We start from the raw sequence: 18,883 nt of genomic DNA on the forward strand, positions 1-18,883 counted from the left end.
GCAAAAATAATAACGAGGCAATAACGATGACCGATGTACGTACACCTGCTGCCGAAAATCCTGCTGTAGAGAGCACCGTTACAACTGGCTGGACCAAACACGACACCACCTGGATGCTCGGCCTCTACGGCACCGCCATCGGTGCCGGCACCCTGTTCCTGCCGATCAACGCTGGCGTCGGCGGCTTCTGGCCGTTGATCGTGTTGGCACTGCTGGCTTTCCCGATGACCTTCTTCGCCCACCGTGGGCTGACGCGCTTTGTGTTGTCGGGCAAATCCGGCGACATCACCGAAGTGGTCGAAGAACACTTCGGCGTCGGCGCGGGCAAGCTGATTACTTTGCTGTATTTTTTTGCGATCTTCCCGATCCTGCTGGTGTACAGCGTGGCGCTGACCAACACCCTGGGCAGTTTTATGGAGCACCAACTGCACATCGCGCCGCCGCCCCGGGCGATTCTGTCGCTGGTGCTGATCCTCGGCCTGATGGCCATTGTGCGGTGCGGCCAAGGCGTGATCGTCAAGGCCATGAGCGTGCTGGTCTACCCGTTCGTCGCGGCCCTGCTGTTGCTGGCGTTCAGCCTGATTCCCAACTGGAACGGCGCGTTCTTCGCCTCGGCCGGTGATGGCATGCCAATGCCACTGTTCTTCAAGACCCTGTGGCTGGCGATCCCGGTGATGGTGTTTTCCTTCAACCATTCGCCGATCATCTCCGCGTTCGCCGTCGACCAAAAACGCGTGTACGGCCCACAGGCCGAGCGTAAAAGCAGCGGCATCCTCGCCACTGCCCACGGCATGATGGTGCTGACGGTGATGTTCTTCTGCTTCAGTTGCGTGCTGGCCCTGTCGCCAGCGGACCTGGCAGCGGCCAAAGCGCAAAACATTTCGATCCTGTCGTACCTGGCCAACCACTTCCAGACCCCGGTGATCGCCTACGCTGCGCCGTTGATTGCGCTGGTGGCCATTACCAAATCGTTCCTAGGCCACTACATCGGCGCCAGCGAAGGGTTCCAGGGACTGATCGTCAAATCCCTGCGCGGACGCAACCGTTCGATGTCGGCCAAATGGCTGGAACGCAGCACTGCACTGTTCATGGTGCTCACCTGCTGGGCCGTGGCCACCTTCAACCCGAGCATCCTGGGCATGATCGAAACCATGGGCGGGCCGATCATCGCGTGCTTGCTGTTCCTGATGCCGATGTATGCGATCCGCCGCGTGCCATCGCTGCGCCAGTATTCGGGCCAGGTATCCAATGTCTTTGTAGTGGTGATCGGGCTGATTGCGCTGTCTGCGATCGTTTTCTCAGTACTGCCCTGAAATAGCCCACCGCTCTCAAGAACAACTTAGATCAAATGTGGGAGGGGGCTTGCCCCCGATTGCGGTGCATCAGCCAATGAATACTTGGCTGACACACTGCAATCGGGGGCAAGCCCCCTCCCACATTCAAACCCCACTGCCTGGTAGATCGCTGTACGGCACGGCCCTTGCTGTACAGCCCTTGAGGAAAACGGACCTTGCGAAAACCTCAGCGACGGAGTGGCCAGTGGTCAGGAAGCGCGAACTAATCCCGACACCGGTCGTCAATGACTGCATGTTCTTATCAGGCGGTACGCACCATGGACAATCCTTTTCAGATCATCACCGACACCTTCACCCCTGAATACCGCGTCAATTTGAGCATCCAACGGCTGGACGGCAGCATCATGCTCACCCTCTCCAACGAGGCGGGCGTGGTGGCCAAACGCATGATCAGCGCCGAACAGCGCAACGACCCGGCCCGTCTCAAGCGGCTGGTGCAAAGCATTCAATTCGGCATCGCCATCGAACAGGGCCACAGCGCCATGGAGATTCTGGCGGTGATGACCGATGGCGATCACAAACTGTTGCAGCGCCCGCCGGCGCGGACGCTGCCCTTTAGCGTCGGGCTTTAAAGCTCGCCCTTCTCGGTTTCCAGGCTCGCCTCGCCCTTGCGACGCGGGCCTTCGACTTTCACCGAAGGGAACGCCGACGACGCGTAGCGCACCACCAGAATCGAGAACGCCAACAGCAAAATCCCACCGCACAGGTAGATGATGCCCACGTCTGGCGGGTTGTGGTGGGACACGTTGGAGATCAAAAGGCGCGTCAGCGCGGTGATCGCTACGTAGATCAGGAAGCGCACCGGCATGTGGTTGGTCTTGAAGTAAATCCCGACCATCGCCCCCAGTTCCAGGTAGATGAACAGCAGCAAGATGTCGTCGATCTTGATGTGCCCATTCTCCAGCATCCCCAAAAACTCCATCACCGCCGCCCAGGCCGTCACTGCACCAATGGCGAACAACGCCAGGTAGTGGAACGACTCGACAAACAGATTGCCCAGGGACTCGGCCAGTTCATGCACGTTCTGGCGCAGCCTTTCGGCCCAGTTGATTTTCACGATGGTGCTTCCTTAGGTCGACTCGACCGGATAATGCGGGTTGGACGTGACGGTTGTTCTGCATGCAGAAAAAAGGCCAGACACTGCTAGGTGAGATGATGGCGGGGTGATATGAGGCACGTGCTCGGACAAGCAGAGAACAAATTTTGCTCATCCGAACAGGTTTGCTAGGGATACCGCTGGCGCGCATGTAATACCGAGAGAACCCGAATATGGTCTGCCACCTGATAAACGACCAGATAATTCGGATGAACCACCATTTCTCGCGTACCGACGACTCGGCCAGGGCGATAAAGATGGGGTCTTCGAGAGAGAGCCAGTACCGAGGCTTCGATTGCTCGGTTTAGCTCAAGAGCGGCTACAGGGTTGCGGTCGCTGAGGTAATCAATAATTTGCCGGAGTTGCACCCGCGCTGCGGGGGCCCACTCAATCAGCATCGCCTTTCTTGCGTTTGGACTCGATCAGCGCCTGCATCTCAGCCATCACCTGGTCATGAGGAATACCGGGGCTCGGGTCATCAAGAGCAGCTTGCACCTTGGCGCGAAACCAACGGTCGTAATTGTCGGCGTGCTCGTCGGTATCCAAAGGGATACCGGAGGAAAAAGACGTGTCCATGAAAGCCTCCGTTATCGATGAGGAAGGAGTCTAGTCGCTGACGATTTTGCTGTCGTGTTTCAAGCGATGAAGTGAGTAACAGGAAAAAACGAAGCTGCTGCGACTATCTTTTTGACCATTCCCACAGGCGTGGGAACGGTCAACGGGCAAGGAATCAAGCTGGGGCGACTTGCTCCAGAGCTTGATCGACTAACAAGCTGCCCATTTCCACCAGTTGGTGGATGGCCAACACCAAACTTCGCTGCGGGCCTTCAAGGTCGAATGCCAGCGTACTAGCCATTTCTCGGGCACTACCTAAGGTCTCGCTGGCGTTTGCCAGCAAGGTTTCGACATCTGCATTAGGTGTAACGCTGAATAGAACCGAATCACTCGACGGAGGGTTGGGGGTGATTTTCTTCATGGTGCATAGCCTCGTAATGGGACCTTCACCGTCTGCCGCCAAGCAGATTGGGTGACGGATTACACAAGGTTGGCGGACCGGTTACGGGCAACCCGGCACCCCGAAGGGTCCCTGTGCAACCCGTCATGACACATGAATGAAAGCAAAAAATACCGCCTGCAATCATGTTGGGTGCGCTGTAGCGCCATCGTACACCGGGCCGCCAAGCCCGCTCGCTGCAAATGCAGCGCCCGAGGAAGGTCAGCCAACGAACAATTCCAACGCAACCCCGGCAAGTTGTCAGAAATTTCCCTTGTAGCAAACCCCCACATCCCAACTACATTAAATTCCTACCAACCCCACACCAAGGTTGACTTATCCCTTTCACTGTATATAAATACAGCATCTTTCAGGCGCCACCCCGCTGAATAACTGGCCAGCTTCACCCCCGGGCCAGCCTGCAACACTCCGACCCACACTGGACAAAACGACGAGGCCACTATGGCTGTTGAAACCCTTTACCGCAGTACCCGCGATTTGGAGACTACGTTCGTGGACCGCAAACTTGCCGATGCACATGACCAGATGCTGGAGCTGGCCGAGGAACTCGCCAAGGTGCTGATGGCCAACGTGCCGGACCTTTCCGAAGAGCAGGCAGAAAACGCCAGTATCTTCATGGCGAAGAACCGCACCGTCTTTGCGGCCGCGTTCAAGAGCAACGCCTCGGCCTTGAGCGAGCTGTCTGGCGCCGCCGAATAAGCCCTGCTGGAAAAGTGTTTTCCAGTAATGGCACTGACATGACGGTGCCTGCCCCTTAGGATTTCTTTCTTTGCGGGTAGGAACCGACCATGACGCAGCTGCGCCAAGACCTCACTTTCATCATGCCGTTTTCGAACGTGCTGCATTTGCCCTTTGCGCAAAAGCTCAAGGCCACGCAGTTGGCAGGCTTCGGCGCCTTGGCGCTGCAACCCCAGGAAGTCCAGCGCATCAATGCCGGCGGTTTGTCGATTGCGGACATGAAGTCGATGGCCGCCGACCATGGCGTAACCATCGCCCGCCTCGACCCGCTCTGCACCTGGAACCCCAACTGGCACCCCAACAATATGGACAGCGCGTTCATTGCCGATCACTCGATGACCACCGAGGCGTTTTTTGCGATGAGCCAGGCGTTAGGCTGCGGGCATATGAGCCTGAACGCCACCTATGTGGCCGACGCTTATTCCCTGGAGCAACAGGTCGAGCACTACGCGGCGATCTGCCGCTTGGCGGCTGAGTTCGGGCTGGTGTGTGACCTGGAGCCGATCCCGATGTGGGGCGTGCAAACCCTGGAGCAAGGCTGGGACATCGTGCGTCAGGCGGATGCGCCCAACGGTGGCCTGGTGTTCGACACCCTGCACTTCGTACGTGGCAACTCGACGCTGGAAGCGATAGAAGCCATGGCCGGTGACAAGATTCATTGCGTACAGATCTGCGATGGCATCCACCCGCTGGAACAAGGCGTGACCCTTGAGGCCGATTGCTTCAACCGGATGTGGCCGGGCACGGGCAATTTCCCGCTGGCGGACATCGTCACTGCACTGGAAAAAATCAACGGCTTGAACCAGGTCGGCCCGGAAGTCTTCTCCCTGGCGAACCAACAACTGTCCGCCGAACAAGTCGCCCGCGCCTGCCGCGAATCCCTCGCCCATTACCCCGAGTTGTTAAGCAACCACTAAGCAAAAAAAGGGCTTGGAACCGAAAAGATTCCAAGCCCAAAGCGGTACACCGACACACCATGCAGCCATTGCTCAAGCAGTGCCCTCAGGCACGATTCTTCTGATACACATCCACGAACACCGCGGACAACAGCACGGCGCCTTTGATCATTTGTTGGTAGTCCACGCCGATGCCCATGATCGACATGCCGTTGTTCAGCACGCCCATGATGAACGCGCCGATCACCACCCCAATCACCTTGCCCACGCCACCGGACGCCGAGGCGCCGCCGATGAACACGGCCGCGATCACGTCCAGCTCAAAACCACTGCCGGCACGAGGTGTGGCGCTGTTCAAGCGGGCCACGAAGATCAACCCGGCCACCGCCGCCAGCACGCCCATGTTGACGAAGGTGAAGAACGTCACCCGCGCCGTGTTGATGCCAGACAGCTTGGCCGCCTTGAGGTTGCCGCCCACCGCGTAGACCCAACGCCCGATCACCGTGCGGTTCATGATGAAGGTGTAGAGGCCGATCAACAGGCACATGATCACCAGCACCGCCGGCAAGCCCCGGTAGGTGGCGAGCAGGTAGCAGAAGCCGATGATCAACGCGCCGAGCACGCCGTTTTTCAACAAAAACAGCGGCATCGCCACCGGCGCGGTGCCTGCCTTGATCGTACGGCGGCGCGCGCGCCACTCCACCCACACAAACGACGCCACCACCAACACCCCCAGCAAAATCGAGGTGATGCGCAAGCCGCCGCCCTGGAAAGGATCCGGCAGGAACCCGGCGCTCAGCGCCACGAAATGCTCAGGAAACGGCCCGATGGATTGGCCATTGGAAATCGCGATGGTGGCGCCGCGAAACACCAGCATCCCGCCCAGGGTCACGATAAACGAGGGCATGCCCCAGAACGCCACCCAATACCCTTGCGCCGCACCGATCAAGCCGCCCGCCAGCAGGCAGATCAGCGACACGGTGACGAAGTCCATGCGGTACTGCACCATCAACACCGCCGCAATCGAGCCGATCACGCCGACAATCGAACCCACCGACAAGTCGATATGCCCGCACACGATCACCATCAGCATGCCCAGCGCCATCACCACGATGTAGCTGTTTTGCAGGATCAGGTTGGTCAGGTTCAACGGCTGCAACAACGCGCCGTCGGTGAAGATCTGAAAGAACACCACGATCACCAGCAACGAGGTGAGCAGGCCGTACTCGCGGGCACCGCGCTTGAACGCAGGAAACAGGTTGGCTTTGGGCGCCACCGGCGGGGCTATTACGTTATTCACAGATCACCTCGTTTTTCATAATCGCGTGCATGATGCGTTCCTGGGAGGCTTGCGCGATGGGGAACTCACCGACAAAACGGCCTTCGTTCATCACGTAGATGCGGTCACAGGTACCGAGCAATTCGGGCATCTCGGACGAGATCATCACCACGCATTTGCCCTGTGCCACCACGTCGTTGACCACCGTGTAAATCTCGTACTTGGCACCCACGTCGATGCCACGGGTGGGCTCATCGAGAATCAGCACTTCGGGGTTGGAAAACAGCCACTTGGCCAGCACCACTTTCTGCTGGTTGCCGCCGGACAGACGCTCCACCGGCTGGCGCAGGTCAGGGCTGCGGATACGCAAGGTGCGTCGATAGCCGTCACCCACACCGCTCTCTTCCCCTTCATTGACCACCCAGCGCCGTGCCAGGGACTTGAGGCTGGCCAGGCTGACGTTGCGGCCAATGCCGTCACCCAACACCAGGCCTTGGCCCTTGCGGTCTTCGGTGGCATAGGCGATGCCTTGGTCGATAGCCTTGCGCACCGTGCGCAGGTCCAGTTGCTTGCCCGCCAGGTGCGCAGTGCCGCGAATGTTTTTGCCGAACGCGCCGCCGAACAGGCTCATGGCCAATTCGGTGCGGCCCGAGCCCATCAGCCCGGCGATGCCGATCACTTCGCCGCGCCGCGCGTGAAAGCTAATGTTGCGAATGAAATCCTGGCCCGGTCGGTCCGGGTGTTCCACCGACCAGTCGTTGACCTCGAACAGCTTGTTCCCCAGTTGCGGGTCGCGGGTTGGGTAGCGGTCGGCCAACTCGCGGCCGACCATGGCTTGCACCAGACGGTCTTCCTTCAGCGGCTCGACCGTGCAGTCGATGACGTCCACCGTGGCGCCATCGCGAATCACCGTGACACCATCGGCCACCTTGGCAATTTCATTGAGCTTGTGGGAAATGATGATCGAAGTGATGCCCCGGCTTTTAAGCCCGAGCATCAGTTCGAGCAGGCGTTCGCTGTCGTTCTCGTTGAGGCTGGCGGTCGGTTCGTCGAGGATCAGCAAACGCACTTCCTTGCCCAGCGCCTTGGCGATTTCCACCAATTGCTGCTGGCCGATACCCAACTGATTCACCGGGGTCTGCGGCGAGACCGCCAGGCCGACTTTATCGAGCAACACCTTGGCGCGCTTATGGGCCAGGGACCAATCGATCACGCCCCGGCTGGCTACCTCGTGCCCAAGGAACAGGTTCTCGGTGATCGACAGCATCGGCACCAGCGCCAGTTCCTGGTGGATGATGCAAATGCCTAGGGCTTCGCTGTCACGCAGGTCGGCAAACTTGCGCTCAATGCCATCAAAGTGGATCGCCCCTTCATAACTCCCGGCGGGATACACACCGCTGAGGATTTTCATCAGGGTCGATTTACCGGCACCGTTTTCACCGCAGATCGCGTGAATCTCGCCCGCACCCACCTGCAAATTCACGTCGGACAGGGCTTTGACCGGGCCGAAGGTTTTCTGGATGCCGCGCATATCAAGAAGAGGGTTGGTCATGCTTGCGCTCCCATCGAGTGGCGGCTGCGCCAGTGGACGCAGCCGCTGCCTTGTTGCAATCAACGCAGGCGGTCTTCGCTGTAGTAGCCGGAATCGATCAGGACTTTCTGCACGTCTTTTTTCTCGACGGACACAGGGTCCAGCAGTTGAGTCGGTACGATCATCGCGCCGTTGTCGTAGGACGTGGTGTCATTGACCTGCACGGGTTTGCCTTGCAGGGCGTTGTCCATCATGACGGCCGCGGCCTGGGCCAGCGCACGGGTGTCCTTGAATACGGTAGAGAACTGGTCGCCGCGCAGGATCGCCTTCACGCTCGGCACTTCGCCGTCTTGCCCGGTGACCACTGGCATGGCCGAACCATCGCGGCCATAACCGATGCCGCGCAGGGAAGACACCACACCAATTGCAATCTGGTCGTTCATCGCCAGCACCGCATCCAAGTGGGTGGTGGCGTAGAACGCGCTCAACAGGTTATCCATGCGCGATTGCGCCAGGGCGCCGTCCCAGTTTGGAGTCGCCACTTGCTCCAGCTTGATCTGGCCGCTGCGTACCACCAGCGTGCCGTTATCGATGTAGGGTTTGAGCACCGACATCACGCCGCCGTACACCACGTGCGCGTTGTTGTCATCGGTGGAGCCGGCAAAGATTTCCAGGGTGAACGGGCCTTTGGCGGTTTTCAGGTTCAGCGCGTCGACAATCGACTGGCCCTGCAAGACGCCGGTCTTGTAGTTGTCGAACGTGGCGTAGTAATCAAAGTCTTTGGAACCGCGAATCAGGCGATCATAAGAAATAACTTTGATGCCCTTCTCTTTGGCCTGTTTCAAAACATCGGCCATGGTGGTGCCGTCAATTGGCGCAATAATCACGCCTTTAACGTTTTTAACCAGCAGGTTTTCAAGTTGGGAAAGTTGGGTCGGCACTTCGTATTGGGCGTATTGGATATCGGTCTTGTAGCCCAGCTTTTCCAGGGCCTTGACCATGCTGTCGCCATCGGAGGCCCAGCGCGCTTCGGTCTTGGACGGCATGGAAATACCGATCAGGCCCTTGGAGGTTTCGTCTTTCTTGGAGCAGCCAACGACCGCAACCGCCACTAATGCCGTGGCGGCGAGTTTCATCCACTTGCGCATGTTTTCACCTGTATAGATTAATTTATTCTTTTTGTACTACGTGATGAATCCGCCTCTATTGCAGAGGCGGAGAACAGCTGGGACTTGTAAAACAATTAACCGACTAGCACTTCCTCGCCCGACTTCTGTGCAGACTCAAACATCGCGTCCAACAACAAGTTGATGTTGTGCGCCTGGGTCGCGGGAATCTGCGACGGCGTGCCGTTGCGCAGTGCCTGTACAAAGGCGGCGGCCTCGCGGTCGAAGTAGATCGGGTTGCCGATCTCGGCCACTTCTGGTGAATACACGGTTTTGCGCACGGCCCAGATCTCGGGGAAGCTGGTTTCGTTCCAATGGGTCCAGCCTTGGGCGTGGCCATTTTTGCCGTCGTGGTACAGCTTGTAAGAAGCCGGCATCGGCGTGGAATGCATAATGCCGTGGGTGCCGTAGGCAGTGATATCCCACGCTTCGGTCCAAGGCAGCGGGTCCCAGGACATAAAGTCGATGGTGACCATTTTGTCGTCGTAGTTCAGCACCGCCGCCGCCGCGTCTTCGCGGGCCGACTCGCTCATCTGCCCGGCGAACTTGGTGATGCGCGCGTTCACCGAACGGGGCATGCCAAAGTGCAGCAGGATGCGGTCGATGGTGTGGCAGCCAATCACATAGAACGCGCCACCCAAGTCGCCGGGTTGCTTCATGTGGTTGCTGTCGGCTTCATCGTGGGAGCAACCGGCGTGGGCACGCACTTGCAGGACTTTGCCCAACTCGCCGCTGGCGAGCACTTGTTGCATTTTTTCCACCGACGGTGCGAAGCGCCAGCAGTAGCCGACTTGGAACAAACCACCGGTGCGTTCCACTGCATCGACAATCCGCTGGGTGTCTTTCGAACCACGCCCGGCGGGTTTCTCGCACAGCACGGCTTTACCGGCTTCCAGCGCCTCGATGGCCCAATCGGCCATCAGGTAGCTTTTTGGGTGCACCAGCACAACGTGTACGTCAGGGTCGGCGAGGATTTCTTCCTTGGTGCGTGCTTCAAGGCCCAGGGCATCGACAAACGGCGCCAGCAACGGGCTGTCATCGTAGGCGCCCATAAAGCGCACATCGGCCATGCGCTGGAACGCCTTCACACGCCCGGAGGTGTGCGGGTGGGTAATCCCCAGGCAAGCAACGCCCAACGGTTTGGCTTGGTTAGTCTGCGACATCTTCAACTCCTTATTGCTTGAGCGGGTGCACGAGGCACCCGCCGCTACTTACAGCGCGACTGCGCGACCGGTACGTACCGATTCCACGGCAGCTTCCGCCAGGCGCAGGGCCTGCAAGCCATCGTTCGGCGTGACCGGCAACGGCTTGCCGTCCACCAGCGCGCCGACGAACGCATCCAGCTCGGATTTGTACGCTTGCTGGTAACGCTCAAGGAAGAAGTTCAGCAGCGGCTCGCGAGCGTCGGTAACCTCGGCGCTCCAACGGCGGATGGTGGTCGGGCGCAGGTTGTCCATCTGCAACATGCCCTTGGAGCCGAACACTTCGATGCGCTGGTCGTAGCCGTACACCGCCTGGCGGCAGTTGTTGATATGGCACTGTTTGCCCGACGCGGTTTGCATCTGCACCATCGCGGTGTCGTAGTCGTCGTATTTTTCCATCATGGCCGGGTCGATCAGGCGGCTGCCGATGGCGGTCAGTTGCACCGGTTCTTCACCCAGCAACCAGCGACCGATGTCCAGGTCGTGGATGGTCATGTCGCGGAAGATACCGCCGGAATGCTTGATGTAATCCTCAGGCGCCAGGCCAGGGTCGCGGCTGCTGATGATCACTTGGCGCACTTCACCGATGTCGCCGGCGTCGATGGCGGCGCGCATTTCGGCGAAGGTGGTTTCAAAGCGGCGGTTGAAGGCCAGCATCACGCGGCCTTTAAGGCTTTCGATTTCTTCGGCGGCGGCCTGGCTTTTGAGCAAGTCCAGGTCGATGGGCTTCTCGCACAGCACGGCTTTGCCCTGGCGCACGGCACGCATCATTAACTGGATGTGGGTGTTGGTGGGGGTGCCGATGACGATGGCGTCCACGTCGTCGCGGTCAATGGCCGCTTCGCAATCGGTCATGGCGTCGGCGCCCAGAGCACCGGCCAGCGCTTGCGCGGCAGAGGCGTAGGGGTCAGCGACGGCGATCAAACGGGCATTCGGGTTTGCGGCCACGTTGGCGGCGTGAATTTTGCCAATGCGCCCAGCGCCCAGAACTGCAATACCTACCATGATCTTTTCCTCTTTTATTGTGGGAATAACGGGTGTGTGCACAGGTAGTTAGAAACGCAAACCTTCAAACTGCGCCATGGTGGAATCGAAGGCGCGCTTGGAAACCACGTCCAGCGGCAGCTTGCGCAGCTCGGCGGAGATCAGTTCCACGCCCCATGGGCCGCGGTAACCGGTGTCCAGGATCGCCTGGGCAAACGAAGGAATATCCAGCTGCCCTTCACCGCAGCATTTGCGATGGTGGGTGGAGTCGTTGAACACGTCGCCCACCAGTTCCAGGTCGGCGTCGTCGATTTCTACGCCCTTGATCAGTTCAAGGGGGATCTTGCTGATTTCGTCAAAGCCCATGCCGCCACGGGCGATGTGCCAACTGTCGACCATCAGGCCACCGTTGGGGCGCACGCCTTCGGACACCGCCAGGGCTTTGTCGATGGTGTTGACGCTAGAGAACGGCAGAAACTCGATGGCCACATCCACCTTATATTCGGCGGCCTTGTCGCACAGGATCGCGAAGCTTTCGCGCATCAGCGGCACGTCTGGCTCGCCTTCTTCAAACAGGCCGGCGGCACATTTGAGGCGAGTGGCGCCGACGGCTGCGGCCACGTCCAGCAGCTCTTTGCACATGCGGTCGGAGACGCTGCGGCGCTCGCAGGCCAGGTGCCAGTCGATCAAAAATTCAACTTCCAGGTGCTTCATGCCGTTGTCCTGGAAGATTTGGCGCACGGTGGGCAGGCCCAGGCGCTCGATCCAATGCAGGATGTCGGCGTACACCAGGCCCATGCCGCGCCAGCCGGCCTTGGAGGCGGCTTGTGCACGTTCTTGCAGGGTAAACGGGCTGATTTCACTGGCGGCGCCGGGGTAGGTGTCGCCGGCGATGGTCCAGTAAGACGCGATTAATTCGATCTGATGACTTGGCATTGATGATCACTCGGTCAGTTGCACGCGGCGTCGCCGCAATGAGCAAGGGCGGGTCGATGGGAATGGATCAACAAGAAGGGGCCGGCGCAACGGCCAGCATCAGGAGCGAAATTGAACGGCATGAGGCGAAGATGGCTCATGGTTTTCTGCACTTCTTGTTTTTATGGGGAGTGCAGCGAGTCTAATTTCTCCCATGGCACGAATAAACCCGTAACATTGGGACACAGCTTCCCACCACGCGGGATAATCGTCATGGACCCCTTCAAAGAAATCGAATTATTCGTACAGGTGTCGGAATCCGGCAGCATCAGCAAGGCCGCCGAGCGCCTGGGTTTGTCGGTATCGGCCGCCAGCCGTCACTTGATTGCACTGGAGGCGCGCCTGGGCGTGCGCCTGGTACAGCGAACCACGCGCAAGTTGTCGCTGACCGAGGTTGGCACCGAATTCTATCGGCGCAGCCGCTCGGTGCTGGCCGACATGCGCGAAGCCGAGAGCGTGGCCCGCGATGCGGTGGTCAAGCCCAGCGGGTTGTTGCGGGTCACCGCGTCGCTGTCGTTTTGCCTGCTGCATATCGAGCCCTTGCTGCCGGAATTCACTCGGCGCTATCCCGAGATCAATGTGGATATCGTCGCCGCCAACCGCTACCTGGACGTGATGGAAAACAACGTAGACGTGGCCATCCGCACCCGGCAGTTTGAAGCCGACAACAACCTGACCATCCGCCGCCTGGCCGAGACGCGCCGGGTGCTGGCCGCCTCACCGGCGTATCTGGCGGCCCACGGCACGCCGTCACATCCGATGGAGTTGCTGCGGCACAAGATGTTGATCTACGACTATGCCAACAACCCCACCGAACTGCCGTTCAAAAAGGCTGGGGAGTCGGCAGCGGTGAATGTGCGCTCGTTTGTGTCGGCCAACGATGGCCAGGTAGTGGTGCGTGCCGCATTGGACAACCTGGGCATCCTGGTGCAGCCCAAATACATCGTTTACGACCAACTGCAAAGCGGCGAGCTGGTGTCAGTGCTCGATGACTGGGACTTGCCGCGCCTGACCATGAACATCGCGTTCCAGACCCGGCGCCACATGCCGGCCAAAGTGCGTTTATTCATCGAAGCCTTGGCCCAGCGCTTTCGTGAAAACAACTATGAACACCTGTGGACCAAGTAGGCGCAGTTTTTCATCAGTGAAATAAAGATTTCCGCGAAAGGCATTTTTCACCTCCCAGAGTAAATATAGGCTGCGGCCATCCTTATAAAAGATGACGCAGCCCATGCTCAGTACCGAAGCCATCAGCGCCCATATCCGCGACCTCGAAGCACGCCGCTACGCGGCCATGGTGACCGGCGATATCGATACCTTCATCGCGCTGGCGCATCCGCAGCTCATCTATACCCACTCCAATGGCGTGGTCGACTCGCTCTCCAGCTATGTCGCCAAATGCCGCGACGGCTATTACCAATACCTGCGCCTGGAGCACCCCATCGACAGCATCCAGGTGCTGGGCAATGTGGTGCTGGTGCATGGCGTGATGGCCGGCGAAATCATTTCCGGCGGCACCCACAAGACCCTCAACAACCGCGTACTCGCGGTATGGACCGCCCTGGGCGGCGAGTGGAAGCTGCTCAGCTACCAACCAACGCCGATCAAATAACCCCCGCCGCTGCACGGCCCTGCGTGCCCGTGCAGTCCGCTTTCAACAAGAACAGGAACTGCTCCGTGGCCACTGCAAACTTCACCTACACCGGACTCCCTGCCCGCGTCATTTTTGGTAAAGGCTCCCTGCAACAACTGGAAGCCGAGATCGACCATCTGGGCTCGCGCCGCGCACTGGTGCTGTGCACCCCGGAACAACGCGACCAGGCCGAAGCCATCGCCGAAATGCTCGGCGCCCGCGCGGCTGGCGTATTCGACAAAGCCGTGATGCACGTCCCTATCGAAACCGCCCGCGAAGCCCGCGAAGTGGCGCGCAAACTCGGCGCCGATTGCGCGGTGGCGATTGGCGGTGGCTCCACCACTGGCTTGGGCAAGGCAATTGCGCTGGATTCGGGGCTGCCGATTCTGGCCATCCCCACAACCTATGCGGGTTCGGAAATGACCCCGGTGTACGGCCTGACTGAAAACGGCATCAAGAAAACCGGCAAAGACTTTCGCGTACTGCCCAAGACCGTGATCTACGACCCGGAACTGTCCGCCACGTTGCCTGTGGATATGTCGGTGACCAGCGGCATGAACGCCATCGCCCACGCCGCCGAAGGCCTGTACGCCCAGGACGGTAACCCGGTAATGGGCCTTTTGGCCGAAGAAGGCATTCGCGCCATGGCCGAGGGCTTGGGGCGCATCGTCAAGGCGCCGCAGGATCTGGATGCACGTTCCGACTGCCTGTACGGCGCGTGGCTGTGCAGCACCGTGCTGGGCAATGTCGGCATGGCCCTGCACCACAAGCTGTGCCACACCCTCGGCGGCACGTTCAACCTGCCCCACGCCGCGACCCACACCATCGTGCTGCCCCACGCCATTGCCTACAACGCCAAGGCTGCGCCAGAAGCGGCCAGCCGCATCGTGCGTGCGCTGGGTGGCCAGGCGGATTCAGCCGGGCAAGCGCTGTACGACCTGGCAAAATCGCTGGGGGCACCGTTGACGTTGAAGTCGTTGGGGGTTACCGAAGCTGACCTGGATCGCGCCACGGACATTGCGCTGACCAATCCCTACTGGAACCCGCGCCCGATTGAGCGCACGGCGATCCGCCAACTGCTGCAGGATGCCTACGAGGGCAATCGCCCGGCGTAAATCCTGAGCACAACACAGATCGAAAAATGTGGGAGCGGGCTTGCTCGCGAATGCGGTGAAACAGTCAATATAGATGTCGACTGACCCACTGCATTCGCGAGCAAGCCCGCTCCCACATTGGGCCTGCGGTGCTCTGTAGATCTCACTCAGCGGGTCCAATAGCGCTCATATTCTTCGCGCTTGAAATGATCGAGCAAGAAGTCGATGAACAGTCGCGTCTTGGCCGGCATGTAGCGTCGATCCTGAAACGCCAGGTTGATGGTCAGCCTCGGCAAATGCCAGTCATCCAGCACCGGCACCAAACGCCCCGCCACCAGGTCGTCGTAGATGATGTACTTGGGCTGCACCAGGATGCCTGCACCGGCCAGGGCGGCGGCGCGCACGATCTGCCCGTCGTTGGACTCCAGCGACGGCTGGATTTTCACACTGAGCTTCTCATCGCCCTTGGTGAACGCCATCACATTGGGATGGTTGGCGTGGCTGTAGATCAGCACGTCATGGCCTTCGAGGTCGCTCACAGTCTTGGGGTGGCCGCGCTTGGCCAGGTAGGCAGGCGACGCGGCGAGCACGCGACGGGTCTCGGCCAGGCGACGAATGGTGATGCTTGAATCCGCTTCGAATTCACGGGTGCGCACCGCCAGGTCGATGTCGCTGTCCATGATGTCGTAATAGCGGTTGGCGCCGAGCAACTTGACCTTGATGCCGGGGTACAGCTTTTGGAACTTGGGCACCAGCGGCGCAAGGTGCAACATGGAAAACGAGATGGTCGCCGTGACGGTCAGGGTGCCAGTGGGCTCCACCAGCGCGGCGTTCACCGAAGCCTCGGCTTCGGCCATTTCCGCCAGCAGGTTTTTGCAGCGGGCATAGAAGTCGTGGCCGGCGTTGGTCAAGGCCAGGCGGCGAGTGTTGCGCTCCACCAAGCGCACTTTCAGGCGGCTCTCCAGCGCGGCAAGATGCCGGCTCGCGGCAGCGTTGGAAATGTCCAGTTTCTCGGCGGCTTTACTCAACGTACCCAGCTCGGCCGTGTGAACAAACAGCTCAAGTTCAGTGAAGCGATCCACTAGCCACCTTCTTATTTTTTCACCAGTGAAATAAAGAATTTCACCTTCAGTGTTTTATTCCATGGCCGCGCACTTTAGCGTAGTTGCACCTGATCGGGAACGGTCTGCGTTGACCTCGCCGTGGCGACACAAAACAAGAAATGCACCTAGGGACATTTATGCGAAATCTCGACGAACACACCATTACCCAAGCGGTATTGGCCCGCAACGCCAATACCTCGGATGAACGCCTGCAACAGATCATGACCAGCCTGGTCCAGCACCTGCACGCGTTCGCGCGCGAGACGCAACTGACCGAACAGGAGTGGGAAAAAGGCATCGAGTTTCTTACCGCCGTCGGCCAGATCTGCACGCCGACGCGCCAGGAATTTATCCTGCTGTCCGACACCTTGGGCCTCTCGACCCTGGTGACTGCACAGAATCACAAAAAACCCGAAGGCTGCACCGAAGCCACGGTATTCGGCCCGTTCCACGTCCAGGGCGCCCCACGCTACGACCTGGGCCAGGACATCAGCTGCGGGCTCCCAGGCGTGCCGTGGTACATCAAGGGCCAGGTACGCGACATCAGCGGCGCTCCGGTGCCCAATGCGATCCTGGAGGTCTGGCAGGCCGATGACGCCGGTTTCTACGACGTGCAAAAGCCCGGCCTCGACCCCCACGACTACCAGGCCCGCGCCATCCTGCAAGCCGACAGCGAAGGGTTCTATCACTTCAAGACCATCGTGCCGGAGTGCTACCCGATCCCCCACGACGGCCCGGTGGGCAAAATGCTGCAAGCCATGAACCGCCACCCGTGGCGCCCGGCGCACCTGCATTTCATGATCATTTCCCCAGACCACGAACGCCTGGTCACCCACGTGTTTCGCGAAGGCGGCGAATACCTGGACAGCGACGCGGTATTTGGCGTTCGCTCATCGCTGATCGCCGATTGGGTTGAACACCCGGCGGGCCTCGACCCCTACGGCCTGCCGTGCCCCACGTACTTCTTCACCCTGGACTTCGACTTCGTCCTCAACCCCGTCAGCCGCTGATTCCACCACGCCCATGCCACCTGCCGTCAGTCGACGGCGGGTCTATGCCTTACGCCCTTCTGGAGCTACCCATGCAATCGGTCAAACACATCGTCATGTGGAATCTACGTGGTGACAACGAACAGGAACGCAGCGCAAACATCCATAAAGTCAAAAGCGCGTTCGAAGGTATCCGCGATCAGATTCCTGGCTTGATGCAGCTTGAGATCGGCGTGGACATCAGCCAGATCGACTACGCCTGCGACGTGGTGCTGTTCTCTGAATTCGAATCGCTGCAGGCCCTGCAAGCCTACGCCAGCCACCCCGCCCACCTGCGCGTGCGTGAAGCCCTGGGCAACCTGCGCACCGACCGCTACCAGGTCGATTACGTCAGCTGAAACCCAGGCAAAAAAATGCCCAACACTTAGGTTGGGCATCTTGTGCAGCACGCTTCAGATCAGAAACGCACCAGCATTTTCAAACCTGCCACCAGCGCGTTGTCCACCTGCTCGACCCCACCCGGGGCCTTGATGAATTGCAGGTTGGGACGCAGCGTCACCGCCGGCGTCACGGCAAAGCCATAGTAAAGCTCTGCATCGTATTCGCTGCGACGTACCGGCAGGTAGGACGGGTTGTCGTAGTCCTCAATCCCCGACAGCTCGTTACTCAGGCGAGCGTAGCGCGCCACGTCTTCGTTGACGTGAATGCGGGCGATACCGACACCAAAGGCATCATTGGGACGCGCATCGAACGGCCCTTTGTAGACCAGCCCAGCCTGCACGAATTTGTCCACCAGGTTGGTGGCCTTGTCATGCACGGTGGCGTTGAAAAACACGCTCAGGCCGCGCTCGCTGGAGCCGTCCCGCGAGGTCAACTGCTGCTGCGCCACCACCCACGCGCCGTGCTTGCTGCCATGGCTCTTGAAGCTGCCACCGGACAACGGCTGGGCCTGGCCATCGGCTCCCTCGTACACATCGTCAGCCTTGGCCGAACTGTAGTAGTAACCGGCGCGGTATTCGCCCGGCAGGCCATTGACCTTGGGCGACCACACCAGCTCCACCGGAATCAACGCACCCTGGGTGCCGCTGCCGCTGAGCTTGAAGCCATTGCCCACTTCCAGGTTGGACGGGTTCACTTCAAACGCACCGATCTGCGCATACACCTCAGGGGTCAGGTTGTATTTGACCCGCACCGCCCATTGACTCACCGGCCAGTTGTACCAGACGGAACCGGCCCAGTTCGCCGCTTGGGCGCCGCAGAAGGCGTTGTTCTGGAAGTCGCAGGGGAAGGTGTTGAAATCGGCGCCTTCGCCAAAGCGGCCGACTTTGACGTTGAGGTCGGTGTTGAGGAAGTCCTGGCTCACCCACATCTCGGTCAGGCGCCAGGTCTGGCCGCGGCCATACACTTCCTGGGTAGAACTGAGCATGCCCGCACGCGGGTCGCTGATGCGGTCATTGGCCAGGTTGCGGCCGCTGCGCTCGGTGATCATCAGTTGGAACTTGGCGCCTTCCCAGCCCGAGAGCTTGTTCAGGTCGATGGTGGTGCCCAGCGCCACCTGGTCGGTGTAGCGCGCCGTGCGGTCGTGGTTGTAGCCACCGTGCAGGTTGCCGGCCGCCTCGCCCACGTATTCCAGGGTCAGGTCCACGCCCTTGTCATACAGCTTGGCGCGTTCGCCGCCCCAGTCCCCCAGCAGGTAGCGTGAGGAATCGAACGGAGCCTCGGCCATGGCCTGCCCGGCCAGCGAGCCAAGCGCCCCCATGACGGTGAGTTTGGCGACCAGGCGTGGGTTTACTGCGCGCAGTGTGAATTTCAGCATTTAAAGCCCCT

General features: G+C 59.8%; 21 protein-coding genes. 9 read left to right on the forward strand and 12 right to left on the reverse strand.

Going from position 1 to position 18,883, the window contains the following annotated elements; genetic code table 11:
* Positions 1-26: 26 nt before the first annotated feature.
* On the forward strand, positions 27-1,313 hold the full coding sequence (locus ACLD1Y_RS14840; RefSeq protein ID WP_135287558.1) for a serine/threonine transporter: 1,287 nt from the start codon (positions 27-29) through the stop codon (positions 1,311-1,313).
* 299 nt (positions 1,314-1,612) lie between these two features.
* Positions 1,613-1,927 carry a DUF3509 domain-containing protein gene (locus ACLD1Y_RS14845; RefSeq protein ID WP_429478645.1) on the forward strand — a complete coding sequence of 105 codons (315 nt, stop codon included), beginning with the start codon at positions 1,613-1,615 and terminating at the stop codon, positions 1,925-1,927.
* Here ACLD1Y_RS14845 and ACLD1Y_RS14850 read toward each other — a convergent pair.
* The 4 genes from ACLD1Y_RS14850 to ACLD1Y_RS14865 all read right to left on the reverse strand — a co-directional run bounded on the left by ACLD1Y_RS14850 (position 1,924) and on the right by ACLD1Y_RS14865 (position 3,427).
* Positions 1,924-2,412: a phosphate-starvation-inducible protein PsiE gene (locus tag ACLD1Y_RS14850; protein WP_429478646.1), complete on the reverse strand. Its 489-nt coding sequence runs from the start codon at positions 2,410-2,412 to the stop codon at positions 1,924-1,926. The genes ACLD1Y_RS14845 and ACLD1Y_RS14850 overlap by 4 nt on opposite strands.
* Before the next feature lie 167 nt (positions 2,413-2,579).
* Positions 2,580-2,849, reverse strand: a complete 270-nt coding sequence (locus ACLD1Y_RS14855) for a type II toxin-antitoxin system RelE/ParE family toxin (RefSeq protein ID WP_429478647.1) — start codon at positions 2,847-2,849, stop codon at positions 2,580-2,582.
* On the reverse strand, positions 2,839-3,027 hold the full coding sequence (gene relB / locus ACLD1Y_RS14860) for a type II toxin-antitoxin system RelB family antitoxin (protein ID WP_429478648.1): 189 nt from the start codon (positions 3,025-3,027) through the stop codon (positions 2,839-2,841). Before relB ends, ACLD1Y_RS14855 begins: the two co-directional genes overlap by 11 nt.
* Positions 3,028-3,181: 154 nt before the next feature.
* Positions 3,182-3,427, reverse strand: a complete 246-nt coding sequence (locus ACLD1Y_RS14865; RefSeq protein ID WP_429478649.1) for a DUF6124 family protein — start codon at positions 3,425-3,427, stop codon at positions 3,182-3,184.
* Positions 3,428-3,907: 480 nt separating this feature from the next.
* Here ACLD1Y_RS14865 and ACLD1Y_RS14870 point away from each other — a divergent pair, with 480 nt between their 5' ends.
* Both ACLD1Y_RS14870 and ACLD1Y_RS14875 read left to right on the forward strand, forming a co-directional pair.
* Complete coding sequence (locus tag ACLD1Y_RS14870) at positions 3,908-4,165, forward strand: YebG family protein (protein ID WP_429478650.1); 258 nt, start codon at positions 3,908-3,910, stop codon at positions 4,163-4,165.
* Between the two features lie 89 nt (positions 4,166-4,254).
* The gene (locus tag ACLD1Y_RS14875) at positions 4,255-5,121 is read left to right on the forward strand and encodes a sugar phosphate isomerase/epimerase family protein (RefSeq protein WP_429478651.1); all 867 of its coding nucleotides are present in this window, start codon (positions 4,255-4,257) and stop codon (positions 5,119-5,121) included.
* Positions 5,122-5,206: 85 nt separating this feature from the next.
* On the opposite strand, the gene mmsB is transcribed toward ACLD1Y_RS14875, so the two are convergent.
* The 6 genes from mmsB to ACLD1Y_RS14905 all read right to left on the reverse strand — a co-directional run bounded on the left by mmsB (position 5,207) and on the right by ACLD1Y_RS14905 (position 12,198).
* Complete coding sequence (gene mmsB / locus ACLD1Y_RS14880) at positions 5,207-6,400, reverse strand: multiple monosaccharide ABC transporter permease (protein ID WP_429478652.1); 1,194 nt, start codon at positions 6,398-6,400, stop codon at positions 5,207-5,209.
* Positions 6,393-7,931: a multiple monosaccharide ABC transporter ATP-binding protein gene (gene mmsA / locus ACLD1Y_RS14885; protein WP_429478653.1), complete on the reverse strand. Its 1,539-nt coding sequence runs from the start codon at positions 7,929-7,931 to the stop codon at positions 6,393-6,395. The genes mmsB and mmsA overlap by 8 nt, the downstream gene beginning before the upstream one ends.
* 59 nt (positions 7,932-7,990) lie before the next feature.
* Positions 7,991-9,058, reverse strand: coding sequence for a multiple monosaccharide ABC transporter substrate-binding protein (chvE, locus tag ACLD1Y_RS14890; RefSeq protein ID WP_429478654.1), 1,068 nt, complete (start codon positions 9,056-9,058; stop codon positions 7,991-7,993).
* Positions 9,059-9,153: 95 nt separating this feature from the next.
* The gene (locus tag ACLD1Y_RS14895; RefSeq protein ID WP_429478655.1) at positions 9,154-10,239 is read right to left on the reverse strand and encodes a Gfo/Idh/MocA family protein; all 1,086 of its coding nucleotides are present in this window, start codon (positions 10,237-10,239) and stop codon (positions 9,154-9,156) included.
* Between the two features lie 48 nt (positions 10,240-10,287).
* Positions 10,288-11,283: an inositol 2-dehydrogenase gene (gene iolG, locus ACLD1Y_RS14900; protein WP_429478656.1), complete on the reverse strand. Its 996-nt coding sequence runs from the start codon at positions 11,281-11,283 to the stop codon at positions 10,288-10,290.
* Positions 11,284-11,331: 48 nt separating this feature from the next.
* Complete coding sequence (locus ACLD1Y_RS14905) at positions 11,332-12,198, reverse strand: sugar phosphate isomerase/epimerase family protein (RefSeq protein WP_429478657.1); 867 nt, start codon at positions 12,196-12,198, stop codon at positions 11,332-11,334.
* Between the two features lie 252 nt (positions 12,199-12,450).
* On the opposite strand from ACLD1Y_RS14905, the gene ACLD1Y_RS14910 reads away from it, so the two are divergent.
* The 3 genes from ACLD1Y_RS14910 to ACLD1Y_RS14920 all read left to right on the forward strand — a co-directional run bounded on the left by ACLD1Y_RS14910 (position 12,451) and on the right by ACLD1Y_RS14920 (position 14,985).
* Positions 12,451-13,365 (forward strand): LysR family transcriptional regulator, encoded by a 915-nt coding sequence (locus ACLD1Y_RS14910; RefSeq protein WP_429478658.1) that lies wholly within the window; start codon positions 12,451-12,453, stop codon positions 13,363-13,365.
* A 103-nt stretch (positions 13,366-13,468) separates the two neighbouring features.
* Positions 13,469-13,849 (forward strand): nuclear transport factor 2 family protein, encoded by a 381-nt coding sequence (locus ACLD1Y_RS14915; RefSeq protein WP_429478659.1) that lies wholly within the window; start codon positions 13,469-13,471, stop codon positions 13,847-13,849.
* A 65-nt stretch (positions 13,850-13,914) separates the two neighbouring features.
* Entirely contained in the window at positions 13,915-14,985 is a 1,071-nt protein-coding gene (locus tag ACLD1Y_RS14920; protein ID WP_429478660.1) for a maleylacetate reductase, read from the forward strand.
* Positions 14,986-15,131: 146 nt separating this feature from the next.
* Here ACLD1Y_RS14920 and ACLD1Y_RS14925 read toward each other — a convergent pair whose 3' ends face one another.
* On the reverse strand, positions 15,132-16,046 hold the full coding sequence (locus ACLD1Y_RS14925) for a LysR substrate-binding domain-containing protein (RefSeq protein ID WP_429478661.1): 915 nt from the start codon (positions 16,044-16,046) through the stop codon (positions 15,132-15,134).
* 158 nt (positions 16,047-16,204) lie between these two features.
* Between ACLD1Y_RS14925 and ACLD1Y_RS14930 the strand changes: the two genes are divergently transcribed.
* Both ACLD1Y_RS14930 and ACLD1Y_RS14935 read left to right on the forward strand, forming a co-directional pair.
* Complete coding sequence (locus ACLD1Y_RS14930) at positions 16,205-17,077, forward strand: intradiol ring-cleavage dioxygenase (protein WP_429478662.1); 873 nt, start codon at positions 16,205-16,207, stop codon at positions 17,075-17,077.
* Between the two features lie 71 nt (positions 17,078-17,148).
* Entirely contained in the window at positions 17,149-17,454 is a 306-nt protein-coding gene (locus tag ACLD1Y_RS14935; protein WP_429478663.1) for a Dabb family protein, read from the forward strand.
* 59 nt (positions 17,455-17,513) lie between these two features.
* Here the strand turns inward: ACLD1Y_RS14935 and ACLD1Y_RS14940 are convergent, their stop codons facing one another.
* Positions 17,514-18,815, reverse strand: coding sequence for a carbohydrate porin (locus ACLD1Y_RS14940; protein ID WP_429478707.1), 1,302 nt, complete (start codon positions 18,813-18,815; stop codon positions 17,514-17,516).
* Positions 18,816-18,883: the final 68 nt, after the last annotated feature.

This window comes from Pseudomonas sp. 18175, assembly GCF_050432925.1.
Classification (GTDB): domain Bacteria; phylum Pseudomonadota; class Gammaproteobacteria; order Pseudomonadales; family Pseudomonadaceae; genus Aquipseudomonas.